Source organism: Streptomyces luteosporeus (genome assembly GCF_039532865.1).
Classification (GTDB): domain Bacteria; phylum Actinomycetota; class Actinomycetes; order Streptomycetales; family Streptomycetaceae; genus Streptomyces; species Streptomyces luteosporeus.
On the sequence record NZ_BAAASL010000002.1, the window covers coordinates 252,815 to 265,913 of the forward strand.

The following is a 13,099-nucleotide window of genomic DNA, read 5'->3' on the forward strand; positions in this document are numbered from 1 at the left end:
GGACCGGCCCCGCCGGTTTGTGGGCAATCGTGCCGCAGGGCGGCACGGGTGGGCACAAACCGGCCCACCGGGCAGCACCCGTGCGGGGGTCCGGGGCGGAGCCCCCGTGGGGGAAGCCCGCCGCAGGCGCTCGCGCCCCCGCCTCAGCCCTCCAGCAGCCGTTGCCCCACGTACTCCCCCTCCGCACACCCACCCGGCACCGCGAACAGCGCGCTCGCCTCGTGGCTGAGGAAGCGGGACAGCCCGTCCCCGCGGTCCAGCTTCCGCTGCACCGGCACGAACCCCTTCATCGGGTCCGCCTGCCAGCAGACGAACAGCAGCCCCGCGTCCGGCGCCCCGTCGTCGCGGAAGCCGTCGTGGTAGGAGAAGGGCCGCCGCAGCATCGCCGCGCCGCGGTTCGAGGCGGGCGAGGCCACGCGGATGTGCGCGTCGCCGGCGATGGCGAGGGCCCCGTCGGGTCCGACCTTCTGGAGGTCGACCGGTGTCGTCTCGGAGCCGCCCGACAGGGGCGCGCCGTCGGACTTGCGGCGGCCGATGATCCGTTCCTGCCGCTCCAGGGAGAGGTGGTCCCAGCTGTCGAGCAGCATCCGGATGCGCCGGACGACCGCGTAGGAGCCGCCGGCCATCCATGCCTCCGCCGGGCCGGCGGCCGCGTCGCGGCCGTCCGGCACGAAGACGTGCTTGTCGAAGGCGGCGTCCGACGGCTTGGGGTTGTTGGTGCCGTCGATCTGTCCCATGAGGTTGCGCCCGGTGGCGGGGTGGGACGTGGCGCCCGGTGTGCGGTTGAAGCCGTTCATCTGCCAGCGCAGGCGCGCGGTCTCGCCGGCCTTGCGCTGCAGGAGCCGCAGTGCGTGGAAGGCGACGAGGGCGTCGTCGGAGCCGATCTGGATCCACAGGTCGCCGTCGCTGCGCTTGGGGTCGAGCGCGTCGGCGCTGAAGGACGGCAGCGGTTCGAGCGCCGCGGGGCGGCGGTCGGTCAGCCCGGTGCGGTCGAAGAAGCTGTGGCCGAAGCCGAAGGTGACGGTGAGGGCCGAGGGGCCGGCGTCCAGGGCGATGCCCAGGTCGTCGTCGCGCGGGGTCTCGCCGGACATCAGGTCGGCGGCCGTGGCCGACCAGCGGCGCAGCAGGGCCGCGGCGGCCTTGCGGCCGCTGCCGGGGGCGAGGTCGAAGGCGACCAGGTGGGCGTGGGCCTGGGCCGGCTGGACGATGCCGGCCTGGCGGGGGCCGTGGAAGGGGTACTTGGTCGACCCGATCGAGGTGAGGGGGTCGGGTCTGCCCCCGACCGCCTGGGCGCCGGCGGCGCCGGCTCCGGCGCCCACGACGAGGGCGCCGGCGCCGACGGCTCCGGCGGTGCCCAGCAGCCGGCGCCGGGAGACCCCGGCGGGTGCGGCGGCGGAGGGCTCGGAGGACGGACCGGAGGGGGAGCCGGCGGTCTTGGTACCAGTCGTGTCAGCCATCAGGTGATCTTCACGTTCTCGATCTCGGTGACCTGGTCGATGTCCGAGGTCCGTACGGTCAGGGACAGCTGCCAGTCGCCGGCCATGGGCACCCGGAATCCGGTGGCCCTCCACTGTCCGGTGGACTGACGTTCGAGCGTGGCACGCAGGGGACCGATCCGTTTCGCCTTCTCGGTCAAGGACAGTGTCAGCTCGGGGACGTCGACACGGCGGCCGGAGTCGTCCGTCAGGGTGACGGTCACGGTGGTGGCCCCGGCGCGGGCCGGGTCCACGGTGACCACGGCCGTGCCCCGGCCGCCCTTGCCGCCGGTGTCGTAGGGGATGCGCACCTCGGCCGGTCCGGCGGCCGCCTGCCCGGGTGCCGGCCGGCCCGTGACCTGCCGGGCCTCGGCCTCCGCCCGCCCGGGCTGAGTGCTCGTCAGGAGCGTGGTGACGGCCAGCAGGACGGCGGCCACGGCGGCCTCCGCCAGCACCGCGCGCCGCAGCCCGGTGCGCGTCGCGTCGGCGTCGCGCACCCGCCGCCCGGCGGCCTTCTCCTGCGCCGCCCGCTGCCGGGCGAGCTGGGCGGCCCGTACGGGATCGGCGGCCCGTACCGGATCGGCGGCCGGTGCCGCCGCGGCCGTTCGCGCCGGCGTCCGCCGTGCGCTGGTGCCGCCGTCCGTCAGGCGCCCGGTCCAGCGGCGCGACACGGCGGCCAGGGCCACCATGACGACCACTAGTCCAACCTTGACCAGCAGTGTGCGTCCGTAGGAGGTGCCGGTCAGCGCAGCGAAGGAGCCGAGCTGCCGCCACGACTGGTAGACGCCGGTCGCCACGAGCACGCACACCGAGACGAAGGCCGCGCGGGAGAAGCGCAGCACCGCCGCCCGCCCGACCGCCGCGCCCGACCACAGCGCGGCCAGCAGGGCGGCGAGCCCGCCCAGCCACACGGCCACGCCCAGCAGGTGCACCACGTCGACCGGCATGGCCAGCCACGCCTGCACGCCCGCGGAGGCGTGCTCGGCAAGCGCCCACGTCGCCGCGAGACCCGAGGCCACGACGGCACCGCCGGCGCCCAGCGCGTACGCGACGGCCCGGCCGCGCTCGACGGGGCCGTCCTCGCGCGCGAAGCTGCCGAACAGCACGGCAAGAAAGACCGCCGCAGCGCTCAGCAGCAGCAGGCGCGACAGCAGCGCCACGCCCGGTTTCGTCGCCAGGACGCCGGTCAGCAGCGACAGGTCGGCGACCGATCCCAGCCCCTTGCCGCCGGTGTACGCGCCCCGCAGCAGCAACAGCGCCGTCGTCGAGGCGAACAGCGCGACCCAGCCGCCGACCGCGACGCGCTGCACGGCCCGCGAGGCACCGCACAGTCCCGCGAACACGCAGCCGCCCACGAGCAGGACGAAGCCGCCGTACGCCGCGTACCGGCCGATGCCGTAGAAGGCGGAGACCGCCGCATCGGTGTGCTGCGCCACCGAGTCCACGGACACCGTGGTCGCCGACGGCGCGCCGACCGAGAAGGTGAAGGCGCCGGCCACCGGGTGGCTGTCCGCCGAAACGGCCTGCCACGCCACGGTGTACGTGCCGTCGGCGAGCTGCCCGCGCAGGGCGACGACCGCCGTCTCGGAGCGGCCGTCCGCGTGGTGGGGCGCTCCTTCGTCGACGCGCCCGCCCCGCGGGTCGAGGACCCGTACCGAGTCCGCGCCCAGCAGCACGCCCTCCGAGAAGGTGAGCGTGACCTGGCGCGGCGCGGTGGCCGCCACCGACCCGTCGGCCGGGTCGGTGGCGGTCAGCGCGGCGTGCGCCGAGGCGGTGCCGGCGCCGAGCGTCAGGGTGCACAGCAGCGCGGCGAGCAGGGCGCCGAGCAGCGCCCCGGCCCGCCGGGCCGTACCCGTCCTGCTCATCGTCGCGTCAGCCCGCCGGACGGTACGACGCGCTCTGCACCGGCACCTTGACGGTGATCGGTGCGGAGTCCGCGAAGTGCAGCGTGAACTCCACCTTCTCGCCCACCTGCGGCTTGTGGCCGAGCTTGCCGAGCATCAGGTGGGTGCCGCCGCGCGAGAGCGCGAGCTTGCCCTTGGCGGGCACCTGCAGTTCCTGGGCGTGCTTCATCTGCGAGCCCTCGGTGGTGTGCAGGGTGACGTCGGAGGAGAGCGGGCTGGTGACCTTGGTCAGCGTGTCGGCCTTGCCGCCGTCGTTCTCGACGGTGAAGTAGGCGGCGGCCATGTCGTCCATCGCCGGTTGCGGCATGTAGGCGCCGCTGACGGACAGCTCCGGCTTGGCCGAGGACAGCGCGTCCTTCTCCGACTGGCAGCCGGTGACCATCAGCAGGGCGCCGGCGACGACGAGCGGCAGGGCGGCGGCGGTCAGGACGGTGCTCTTGCGCATCACGGGTTCTCCCCCTTGACGATCTTCGGGAGATCCTTGGCGTACTGGTCGGACGTGGTGGACGTGGTGTAGATCCAGTGGCCGGCGTCGTCCTTCGGCGAGAAGCCGACGACCTCGGCGCCGTGGCTGACGGTCACCGAGCCGTCCTTCTCCTTCTTCGGCTTCTCCACGAGGATGCCCAGCGGCTTGGCCGCCGCCTGGATGGTGTCGAAGTCGCCGGTCAGGCCCACGATGTCCTGCCCGCCCTGGGCGTCGAGCCACGTGCGCATCCGCTCGGGGGTGTCGCGCTCGGGATCGGTGGTGACGAAGACGACCTGCAGCCGGTCCTGCTCGGCCTTGGGCAGCTTCTTCTCGGCGGCGGCCACGTCGGAGATCACCGTCGAGCAGACGTCGGGGCAGTAGGTGTAGCCGAAGTAGAGCAGGACCGGGCGGCCCTTGGTCTCCTTGACCAGCTCGTACTTCTTGCCGGAGGTGTCGGTCAGCACGAGGTCGGGCTTGGCCTTCGGCGTGTCCAGGGTGATCGCCCCGGTCTTCTGCGGCTCGGCGGAGACGTCCGCGGCGGGCTTGTCGCCGCCGTCGCCGGATCCGCCGCCGCAGGCGGTGAGGGTGAGCGTGGCCGCCACGGCGAGGGCCGCGCCCAGGAGCTTGGTGCGCATGGGGTGTGCTTCTCCAGGAGTCGGTGCTGCTCGGTCAGGCGGCGGTGCGACGGCGCCCGGCCAGCACGCCGAAGGCCACGCCGGCCGCGCCGACGACGATGCCGGCGATGCCCAGGGCGCGGGCGGTGCCGTCACTGGCGTCCTTGTCGCTCTTGTCGCTGCCGGCGGCCTCGGCGGTGACGCCGCCCTTCTTGTCGTCCTTCTTGTCGGCCTTGTCGTCGTCGTGCGAGTGGCCGGCTGCCGCGCCGGCCGTGCCCTTGGCCACGAGCTTGAGGACGGGGGCCGGGTGCTCGGGCTCCTCGCCGCCCGGCTTGGACGGGTCGATCCAGCGCACGACGTCGTCGTCGGAGTAGGTCTGCAGCGCCTTGAAGACCAGCTCGTCGGCGTCGGTGGGAAGCTGGCCGACCGACAGCGGGAACTGCTGGAACTGCCCCGGCTCGATCTTGCCGCCGGTCCAGGTGACCTTGCTGACGGCCTCGTCGATGGTCTTGCCGTGCATCTGCAGCGGCTTGTCGAGCTTGGTCTTCTCCACCTTCACCTCCCAGCCCGGCACGGCCTGCGGCATCACGGAGGCCAGCGGGTGCTTGGGGTCGAGGCTGAGTTCGAGCTTGACCGTGGAGGCGTTGTCCTTCTCGTTGGGCACCTTGATGTTGATGGTGCTGTAGCCGCCCTTCTCGGCGGTGCCCGGCTGCACGCTGACGTGGGCGAAGGCGGGGCCGGAGAGCAGCAGCAGGCTGCCGGCGGCCAGGCCGGCGACGAGGGAGGTGCGGGTGGCGAGCAGACGACGGGACGCGGTCATGGGAGGACTCCGATCGATGGCAGGAGGGAAAAGTAGGGGTGGCGCGCGTGCGGCGACGGCGCGAACGGCCCCTTTCCCGCCCTGCGGGCGGCGGTGCGTCGCGTCGGTCAGGCCGCGAGGGCGCAGGCCGGCGGTCCCCGCCTGATCACGAAGTGCTGGAGCTCCGGCTCCCGGGCCGGGCGCTCGTCGTCGGCCGCGCTCCGGCGGCGTACGACGACGGGGGCCCGCAGGGCGCGCAGCCGTACGCGCACCAGCGCGAGGGCGGCGCGCAGGGCACCGAGCAGCGCGGCCCCGGCCAGCTGGCGGGCGGGGCCGGCGGACAGGCGCACCAGGCGCCACAGAGCCGCTTCGCCGCGCCGCAGCAGCCAGCCCAGGACGACGGCGGCCAGCAGGTGGCCCAGGACCATCGGCAGCGAGGGCAGCAGGGCGTGCGCGAGCGAGGTGTGGCCGGCGCCGGGCGCGGCCGCGCCGGTGGCGGGTGCGGCCATCGCCGGGTGCACCGCGGGGTCGAGACCGGCGTCGGTCACGACGCGCCGTGCCTCGGCCGCGGACAGCGGTCGCTGGTCGCACAGCAGCTGGCCGGCGAAGTCGATGAGACGGCCCTCGGGGCCGTCCCGCCGGGAGACCGGCATCGCGCCCGCGCGGGCCTGGCCGAGCCCGAAGAGGGCGTGCAGCGCGAGCTGGCCGACGGCCAGTGCGGCCGCGATGCCCGGCAGCGAGCGTTCCCGCCCGGCCAGCGGCGCGGCCACCGCGAAGACCAGCGCGCATCCCGCGGCCAGGGTCCACAGCGGCACCCCGGCGCAGGACGCCAGCACGTGCCCGCCCGCGGACAGCACGACACAGACCGCGGTGAACACCGCGGCCCGGATCAGTCGCAGATCGGCGCCGGCGCGCGCGACGGGTTGAGGCATGGCTGCGCCATCATCCCACCGCCGGCAGGCGATCTAGAAGCAGGGTGCCCGGCCCGCGCACGGGCCCCGCGCGCTTCCACGACCACTCCCTTACACGACTTCACCCACTCGGCGCGTCGGCCGAATGAGGGGACTCACAGGGCCGACAGGCTTACCGGGCGCGTGGTGCGGCTATAGGTATCGGTATGTCGAGCCGCAGCCAGGAGGCTGAGCATGAGCATTTGGTGGTCACTCCACTTGCGGCGCGAGGCCGCGAGCGTTCCGCTCGCCAGGCGGCTGCTGATCGGTGCCATGGAGACGGCCGGCGTCGACCCCGAGACCTCGTACGACCTGGCCATCGCCCTGAGCGAGGCATGTGCGAATGCCGTCGAGCACGGGGGTGACGCGTCGTCCGGCTACCGCGTCACCGCTGTGATCGACGGCGACACCTGTCGCATCGAGGTGACCGACTCGGGACCAGGGTTCACCGATCCCCGCAGGCGCGCCGCGCGGACGGCCCGCGCCGCGTACACCAAGGCCCCGGCCGGGGTTCACGAGGAACACGGCCGGGGTCTCTATTTGATCGCCTCCCTCACGGATCACGTGCGGGTGCGCAACCGGCCCGGCAGAGCCGGTGCGGTGGTGAGCTTCGACAAGATCCTCAAGTGGCGCGACGGCGCCCCGCCGGCAGCCGCCCTCCTGCAGGCTTCCTAGGCCCGCGCCCCGGAGGGGCGCGAGGAACTGCGCGCCAAGCCACGATGCGCCCGCAGGTGGACTGCCGTGCTGCGCCCGGGCCCTGGGCGGCACGTCGGCTGCGGGCCGTAGGTGGCCGATCGCGCAGTTCCCCGCGCCCCTATGGGGCACTGTGCCGATCAGGTAGCGCCCCGTAAGGGGCGCGGGGAACTGCGCGACAAGCCACGACGCGCCCGCAGGCGACTGCCGTGCTGCGCCCGGACCCCGGGCCCGCACGCCGGCCGCAGGCCCACGTGGCCGACGTCACACCGCCGGCCGCGCCGTGCGCGGCGGTCGCCGGCGCCGGAATCAACCGGCGCGACGCGGCGGAATCTGCCGCCTTGTGACCGCCGGTACGCCATGCCCGCGTCCGCACAGGTCAGCGCACTGTGTCCATGTCAACCGCCCGGCGGGAACTGCCGTTTGCGGTGAAGGCGCGCTGCAGATCGGCTTCCCCCTTTCCTCCGTACGGTCGCAGTGCGGGGGCGCCGAGATCTTGAAGCGAGATCTTGAAGGTCGACAAGGCCGGCCTCGCACCACGGTCGACCCGGCGAGAAGGCGTGAGGAGCAGTGGTGCACATGCGACAGGCACATGTCGGAGAGATCGAAGAGGTCGAAGGGATCGGCGAGATCGCGGCGTCCTGGACGGCGGCGGGCGCCGGACCGGGCGGCGGCGGCGCGAACGCCTCGCCGAACAGCCCGCAGCACCGCCTGCTCGTGGCCTCGCTGCAGTCGCTGGCCCAGGAGATGAGCGAGATCGCGGAACAGGCGTCCTCGCTCCTGCGGGCCCCGGCCGGCGGGCTGTCCACCGATTCGGACGCCTTCGCGCGCATCGCCCGCAGGACGGTGCCGCGCTGGCACTTCCCCATGCTCAACGACGCCGAGCGCAACGACGCCCTGGTCACCGCCCTGGAGCGGGTGATCCCACCGGGGGCGAGCGTGCTGGACATCGGTTCCGGCAGCGGGCTGCTCGCCATGGCCGCGGCCCGGGCCGGCGCCCGCAAGGTCGTCACGTGCGAGATGAACCCGCTGCTGGCCGAGGTCGCCCGGCAGGTCGTCGACGCGCACGACCTCTCCGAGACGATCACGGTGATCGGCAAGCCGTCGCACGAGCTGGAGGTCGGCAAGGACCTCGACGCCCCGGTGGACGTCCTGGTCTCCGAGATCGTCGACTGCGGCCTGATCGGCGAGGGCCTGCTGCCCTCCGTGCGGCACGCCCGCGAGCACCTGATGGCGCCGGGCGCCGTCATGCTGCCCACGAGCGCGCGGCTGATCGGGCAGCTGGTGCACAGCGAGGCGGCCGTGAAGCTCAACCAGGTGGCCATGGCCGACGCCTTCGACGTCTCGCTGATGAACGCGCTGGCCACCCGCGGGCACTTCCCCGTACGGCTGGGCACCTGGCCGCACCGGCTGATGTCGCACGCCGGCCGCGTCCTGGAGTTCGACCTCGTGCGCGACGCGCTGGAGCCGGGCGAGCGCCCGGTGTCCCTGACCGCGACGGACGACGGCGAGGTCCACGCCCTGGTGGTGTGGTTCGAGCTCGACCTGGACGACGGCATCACGCTGAGCAATTCCCCCCGCAACACCACGTCGCACTGGATGCAGGGATGGGTCCCGTTCGAGAAGCCGGTGCCGGTCAAGGCGGGGGAGCAGGTCCCCTTCCGCCTGCGGTGGAGCGACTTCCAGCTGAGCGTGCACCTCTGAGGACGTCCGAGGACACGAGGACAAGGGAGCGAGAATTGAGTCACGTCCCGCAGCACATACCGTTCGAACTCAGTGGCAAGGAACTGCGCGACGCCGTGGTGCAGTACGCCACCAACCCCATCTACCTCGACAACGAGGACTGGCTGAACCACGACAACCCCTACCGCCGCCAGCTGCGCCCGCAGGTGCTGCCGCACCTCGACTTCGACGCGGTGCCCGGCCGGGCGAACGTCCTCGACTACACCAGCCTGGCCGTGAACCGCCTGCTGACCAGCATCTACGAGGCCGATCTCGTCTTCTTCCCCAAGTCCGGCCTCAAGGGCAAGGAGGAGGACTTCCGCGCCTTCTACAGCCCGAGCAACCGGGCGCTGGGCGAGCGGATCCGCCCCGCCCTGGAGCGCTACGCCTTCGGCTTCCTCGACGACGAGGTGGAGACCTCCGGCACCTGGACGACGGAGAGCCTCGACAGCTACCTGGACTCGCTGGTCATGGAGAGCGAGGAGGAGCAGTCGCCGTTCGAGCGCACCATCACCGGCTCCAGCGACCCGGAGCGCGCCGCGCGGATGTGGCTGGTGCAGTTCGCGCCGGACTTCCTCTCCGAGGCGTCCCCGATGATGCGCAACGTGCTCGGCTACTACGGCAGGGCCCAGTCGGAGTGGTTCAAGGTCGTCATCGACGAGTACGGCTACGGGGTGCACGAGACGAAGCACAGCACCCTGTACGAGAGGACCCTGGAGTCGGTCGGCCTGGAGTCGGACGTCCACCGGTACTGGCAGTACTACCTCAACAGCAGCCTCCTGCTGAACAATTACTTCCATTACCTGGGCAAGAACCACGAACTCTTCTTCCGTTACGTGGGCGCCCTCTACTACACGGAGAGCTCGCTGGTCGACTTCTGCCGCCGGGCCGACCGGCTGCTGCGCGGCGTGTTCGGCGACGCGGTGGACACCGAATACTTCACCGAGCACGTCCACATCGACCAGCACCACGGCCGCATGGCCCGCGAGAAGATCATCAAGCCGCTGCTGGAGGCGCACGGCGAGGGGATCATCCCGGAGCTCGTCCGCGGCATCGAGGAGTACCGCACGCTGCTGGAGATCGGCGACCACGACTTCGCCGAGCAGATCCGGTGGATGGACGACCAGCCGGAGCTCAAGAAGCTCCACGGCCCGGTCTTCGAAGGCATCGAGAAGGGCCGGGTCGAGGCGCCGGTCGCCCATCTGGTCGAGCCGCGCGGCGAGTTGTCCAACACCCACTGCCACGACGGCGACGAGCTGTGCCACATCGTCTCCGGCACCATGCGCTTCGAGAGCGGGCTCGGCTCGTCGCTGATCCTGCAGGCGGGCGAGGGCGTCGTGATCAGGCGCAACCGGCTGCACGGCGCCGACATCATCTCCGACGAATGCGTCTACGAGATCCACTCCGTGGGGGACTACCGCGCGTGCCTGTCGTGACCTTCCCCGTCGCCGGACGGGACAACTGCGTCGTCGTCGCCGGCATCCCGTACGTCTACGCCACGGTGGCGGGCCGGGGGTTCGTGATGCGGGCCCGGTGCCCGCACCGCGGCGGCCCCCTGCACCTGGCCGCCCCCACCGCGGACGCCGTGCGGCTGGTGTGCCCGTGGCACGAGATGAAGACGTCGGTCGCGCGGCTGCGCGCGGAGATCCCCGCCGTCCGGGTGGGCGGCACGGTGACCGCCGTCTTCCCCGACCGGCCCGCCGCCCGGGGCACGGACCCGGCGGCGGAGGGAGAGGCCGGGGTGCGACGGGAACACCGGACCCTGGCACCGGAACTGGCGGCCCGGTGCCCCCTTTGACCCCCGCTGCACCGCGGGACGGGGCCCGTGCAACGGCGGCGGCCGGTCCGGTGTTTCAACCGGTGACCGCGAAATGCGCGGGGTGGGGGCACCTCCTCCGGTCGCGCCGGCCGCAGGAGCGATTCGAGACGTGAGGGAGCGCAACATGGGGTGGGACGGCGAGAAGCCGCTGTTGCTGCTGGTGGGCAGCAGCGGCCGGCGCAGCAGGGAGTTCATTCTGCAGACGGTCGCCCGGCGGTACGCGCTGTGGCTCCTGCAGCCCGCGGAGGTGACGTGGGAGCGGCCGTACGTGGTCGGCAGCACGATCGTCGACAACACGCGCCCGGAGCCGCTCGTCGAAGCCGCCCGCCGCGTGGCCGCCGAGCACCCGGTGGCGGGCATGTTCTGCTACGACGAGGGCCTGATCGCCCCGGCCGCGCACATCGTGCGGGCGCTGGGGCTGCCCGGCAACACCCCCGAGGCCGTCACCGCCTGCCGGGACAAGCTCGCCGGGAGAACGGCGCTGGAGCGCGCCGGTGTGGCCCAGCCGGCCTCGATCGGCGTGCGGTCCCTGGCCGAGGCCGGGGCCGCCGCGGAGAAGATCGGCTACCCCGTCGTGCTCAAGCCGCGCGGCCTCGCGGGAAGCCTGGGCGTGCGCAAGGCCGCCACCGCCGGGGAGCTGGCCGACGCCTACGCGGCCGCCGCGGGCGCCTCCTACCCCGGCGTTCCCGTCTTCGACGTCTCCGTGCTCGTCGAGGAGTTCGTCGACGGGCCGGAGATCAGCGTCGACTCCGTCTGCTTCGAGGGCGAGTGCACCCCGCTCGTCGTCGCGCACAAGGAGGTCGGCATGGCGCCCTACTTCGAGGAGATCGGCCACGAGGTGGACGGCGCCGATCCGCTGCTGTCCGACCCGGTGCTCCTCGACGCCCTGCGGCGCAGCCATGCCGCGCTGGGCCTCACCACCGGCGTCAGCCACACCGAGTTCCGCCTGACGCCCGACGGGCCGAAGCTGATGGAGGTCAATGCCCGCCTCGGCGGCGACATGATCCCCTACCTCGGGCACCTGGCCACCGGCGTCGACGTCGCCCTCGCGGCGGCGGACACGGCGGCCGGCCGCCGTCCCGACACCACGGTCCGGCACCGCAGGGCGGCGGCCGTCCGCTTCCTCTACCCCGAGCAGGACGTGGAGGTGGAGGCGGTGACCGTCCACGAGGAGCGGTTCACCCCGTCGATCCACAGCGCCATAGAAATGGCGGACGCCGGCGCGGTGCTGCGCCTGCCGCCCCGCGGCTACATCTCCCGCTACGGCCGCGTCGTCGCGCTCGCCGACTCGGTGGAGCAGGCGCGGGCCGCGCTCGCCGACGCGCCGCGGATCGTCGAGCTCACGGGCCGGCCACTGGAGGGCCCGGCCAGATGACGACGACCGGACAGCCACCCGCCCCCGCGCCGAAGGCCGCCAAGCCCTCGGTCATGCAGACGCTGCGGGGCATTCCCGGGCCCATCTGGCTCGTGCTCAGCGGCATGCTCATCAACCGGCTGGGCAACTTCCTGCAGATCTACCTGGTGCTCTACCTCACCGACAAGGGCATCTCCGCCACCGACGCGGCCTTCGCGCTCGGCGCCTACGGCGTCGGCACGGTGGTGGGCGTCCTGCTGGGCGGCTCGCTCTCCGACCGGCTCGGCTACGCCCGGACGATCGCGAGCTCGATGGCACTCGCCGGAGCGCTCACGCTCAGCCTGGTCTACCTCACCAGCCTGCCGGTGATCGTCGTGGTGGCGGCACTGATCGGCGTGGTGGCGCAGGCCTACCGCCCGGCCTCCTCGGCGCTGCTGGTGGAGCGCACGCCCAAGGAGCACCACGTCATGGTGTTCGCCATCTACCGCATGGCGTTCAACCTGGGCACCACCATAGGTCCGTTGCTCGGTGCGCTCCTGATCAGCTACTCCTACGACCTCATCTTCTACATCGAGGCGGCGGCACAGATCGGCTTCGCCCTGTGCGCCCTGGTGCTCACCCGCTCCGGTGACCGCACCGGGGCCGTCACGGCCGAGGAGGAAGCCCCCGTCCGGTCGTACGCGGCGGTGGTGCGCGACCGGCGGTACATGCTCTTCCTGCTGGCCCTCTTCCTCAACGCCCTGGTGTACATCCAGCACACCTCCGCGCTGCCGCTGCAGCTGAAGGCCGACGGGTACGGCACGACCTTCTACTCGACGCTGCTGTCGCTCAACGCGATCATGGTCATCGCGCTGGAGCTGCTCATCACCAAGTACGTACAGCACCTGCCCGCCAGGATCGCGGTGGCGCTGGGCATCGGGCTGGTCGGCGCCGGGATGAACCTCTACGTGGCGGGCACCGGCATGGCGATGTTCGTCGTGGCCACCGTGGTGTGGACGGTGGGCGAGATGATCGGCACCCCGAGCGCCTCCGCCTACCCGGGTCACGTCGCCCCGCCGCACCTGCGCGGCCGGTACATAGCGGCCGCGGCCTTCCCGTTCCAGATCGGCTACGCGATCGGCCCGGTGGCGGGCGTCGCGGTGTGGTCGGCGTCGCCCGCGGCCACCTGGTGGATGTGCGGCGCGCTGACGGCGGTGGCCGTGGCCGCCACCCTGACCGGCATGACCGGGCCGCGCGCCGGCGCGGACGAGAAGACCGACGCCGGCGCCGAGCCGGGCCGTCACGACGCGAAAGCGAGCTAGGC

At 72.9% G+C, this 13,099-nt stretch carries 12 protein-coding genes; 6 read left to right on the top strand and 6 right to left on the bottom strand.

Annotated elements, in window-relative coordinates; all coding sequences use genetic code 11:
• Positions 1-143 precede the first annotated feature (143 nt).
• The 6 genes from efeB to ABD361_RS03275 all read right to left on the bottom strand — a co-directional run bounded on the left by efeB (position 144) and on the right by ABD361_RS03275 (position 6,190).
• Positions 144-1,457: an iron uptake transporter deferrochelatase/peroxidase subunit gene (efeB, locus tag ABD361_RS03250; protein ID WP_344433102.1), complete on the bottom strand. Its 1,314-nt coding sequence runs from the start codon at positions 1,455-1,457 to the stop codon at positions 144-146.
• The gene (locus ABD361_RS03255) at positions 1,457-3,340 is read right to left on the bottom strand and encodes a copper resistance CopC/CopD family protein (RefSeq protein WP_344433103.1); all 1,884 of its coding nucleotides are present in this window, start codon (positions 3,338-3,340) and stop codon (positions 1,457-1,459) included. The genes efeB and ABD361_RS03255 overlap by 1 nt, the downstream gene beginning before the upstream one ends.
• Positions 3,341-3,347: 7 nt before the next feature.
• Positions 3,348-3,824 carry a copper chaperone PCu(A)C gene (locus ABD361_RS03260; protein WP_344433105.1) on the bottom strand — a complete coding sequence of 159 codons (477 nt, stop codon included), beginning with the start codon at positions 3,822-3,824 and terminating at the stop codon, positions 3,348-3,350.
• Positions 3,824-4,480 carry an SCO family protein gene (locus tag ABD361_RS03265; RefSeq protein ID WP_344433106.1) on the bottom strand — a complete coding sequence of 219 codons (657 nt, stop codon included), beginning with the start codon at positions 4,478-4,480 and terminating at the stop codon, positions 3,824-3,826. The genes ABD361_RS03260 and ABD361_RS03265 overlap by 1 nt, the downstream gene beginning before the upstream one ends.
• Before the next feature lie 34 nt (positions 4,481-4,514).
• Complete coding sequence (locus ABD361_RS03270) at positions 4,515-5,279, bottom strand: YcnI family copper-binding membrane protein (RefSeq protein WP_344433108.1); 765 nt, start codon at positions 5,277-5,279, stop codon at positions 4,515-4,517.
• 107 nt (positions 5,280-5,386) lie between these two features.
• Positions 5,387-6,190, bottom strand: a complete 804-nt coding sequence (locus ABD361_RS03275; RefSeq protein WP_344433109.1) for a hypothetical protein — start codon at positions 6,188-6,190, stop codon at positions 5,387-5,389.
• Between the two features lie 213 nt (positions 6,191-6,403).
• On the opposite strand from ABD361_RS03275, the gene ABD361_RS03280 reads away from it, so the two are divergent.
• The 6 genes from ABD361_RS03280 (at position 6,404) to ABD361_RS03305 (ending at position 13,097) form a co-directional block, all read left to right on the top strand.
• Complete coding sequence (locus ABD361_RS03280; RefSeq protein ID WP_344433110.1) at positions 6,404-6,883, top strand: ATP-binding protein; 480 nt, start codon at positions 6,404-6,406, stop codon at positions 6,881-6,883.
• Between the two features lie 597 nt (positions 6,884-7,480).
• Positions 7,481-8,605 (top strand): 50S ribosomal protein L11 methyltransferase, encoded by a 1,125-nt coding sequence (locus ABD361_RS03285; RefSeq protein ID WP_344433112.1) that lies wholly within the window; start codon positions 7,481-7,483, stop codon positions 8,603-8,605.
• A 35-nt stretch (positions 8,606-8,640) separates the two neighbouring features.
• Positions 8,641-10,059 carry an iron-containing redox enzyme family protein gene (locus tag ABD361_RS03290; RefSeq protein ID WP_344433113.1) on the top strand — a complete coding sequence of 473 codons (1,419 nt, stop codon included), beginning with the start codon at positions 8,641-8,643 and terminating at the stop codon, positions 10,057-10,059.
• Entirely contained in the window at positions 10,047-10,421 is a 375-nt protein-coding gene (locus ABD361_RS03295) for a Rieske 2Fe-2S domain-containing protein (protein ID WP_344433114.1), read from the top strand. The genes ABD361_RS03290 and ABD361_RS03295 overlap by 13 nt, the downstream gene beginning before the upstream one ends.
• A 130-nt stretch (positions 10,422-10,551) precedes the next feature.
• Positions 10,552-11,817 carry an ATP-grasp domain-containing protein gene (locus tag ABD361_RS03300; protein ID WP_344433115.1) on the top strand — a complete coding sequence of 422 codons (1,266 nt, stop codon included), beginning with the start codon at positions 10,552-10,554 and terminating at the stop codon, positions 11,815-11,817.
• Positions 11,814-13,097 carry an MDR family MFS transporter gene (locus tag ABD361_RS03305; protein ID WP_344433116.1) on the top strand — a complete coding sequence of 428 codons (1,284 nt, stop codon included), beginning with the start codon at positions 11,814-11,816 and terminating at the stop codon, positions 13,095-13,097. The genes ABD361_RS03300 and ABD361_RS03305 overlap by 4 nt, the downstream gene beginning before the upstream one ends.
• The last annotated feature ends 2 nt before the right edge of the window (positions 13,098-13,099 follow it).

Excerpts from the sequence above, each read along its gene's own strand:
- efeB (WP_344433102.1), bottom strand. The coding sequence starts at position 1,457 with ATGGCTGACACGACTGGTACCAAGACCGCCGGCTCCCCCTCCGGTCCG.
- ABD361_RS03255 (WP_344433103.1), bottom strand. The coding sequence starts at position 3,340 with ATGAGCAGGACGGGTACGGCCCGGCGGGCCGGGGCGCTGCTCGGCGCC.
- ABD361_RS03260 (WP_344433105.1), bottom strand. The coding sequence starts at position 3,824 with ATGCGCAAGAGCACCGTCCTGACCGCCGCCGCCCTGCCGCTCGTCGTC.
- ABD361_RS03265 (WP_344433106.1), bottom strand. The coding sequence starts at position 4,480 with ATGCGCACCAAGCTCCTGGGCGCGGCCCTCGCCGTGGCGGCCACGCTC.
- ABD361_RS03270 (WP_344433108.1), bottom strand. The coding sequence starts at position 5,279 with ATGACCGCGTCCCGTCGTCTGCTCGCCACCCGCACCTCCCTCGTCGCC.
- ABD361_RS03275 (WP_344433109.1), bottom strand. The coding sequence starts at position 6,190 with ATGCCTCAACCCGTCGCGCGCGCCGGCGCCGATCTGCGACTGATCCGG.
- ABD361_RS03280 (WP_344433110.1), top strand. The coding sequence starts at position 6,404 with ATGAGCATTTGGTGGTCACTCCACTTGCGGCGCGAGGCCGCGAGCGTT.
- ABD361_RS03285 (WP_344433112.1), top strand. The coding sequence starts at position 7,481 with ATGCGACAGGCACATGTCGGAGAGATCGAAGAGGTCGAAGGGATCGGC.
- ABD361_RS03305 (WP_344433116.1), top strand. The coding sequence starts at position 11,814 with ATGACGACGACCGGACAGCCACCCGCCCCCGCGCCGAAGGCCGCCAAG.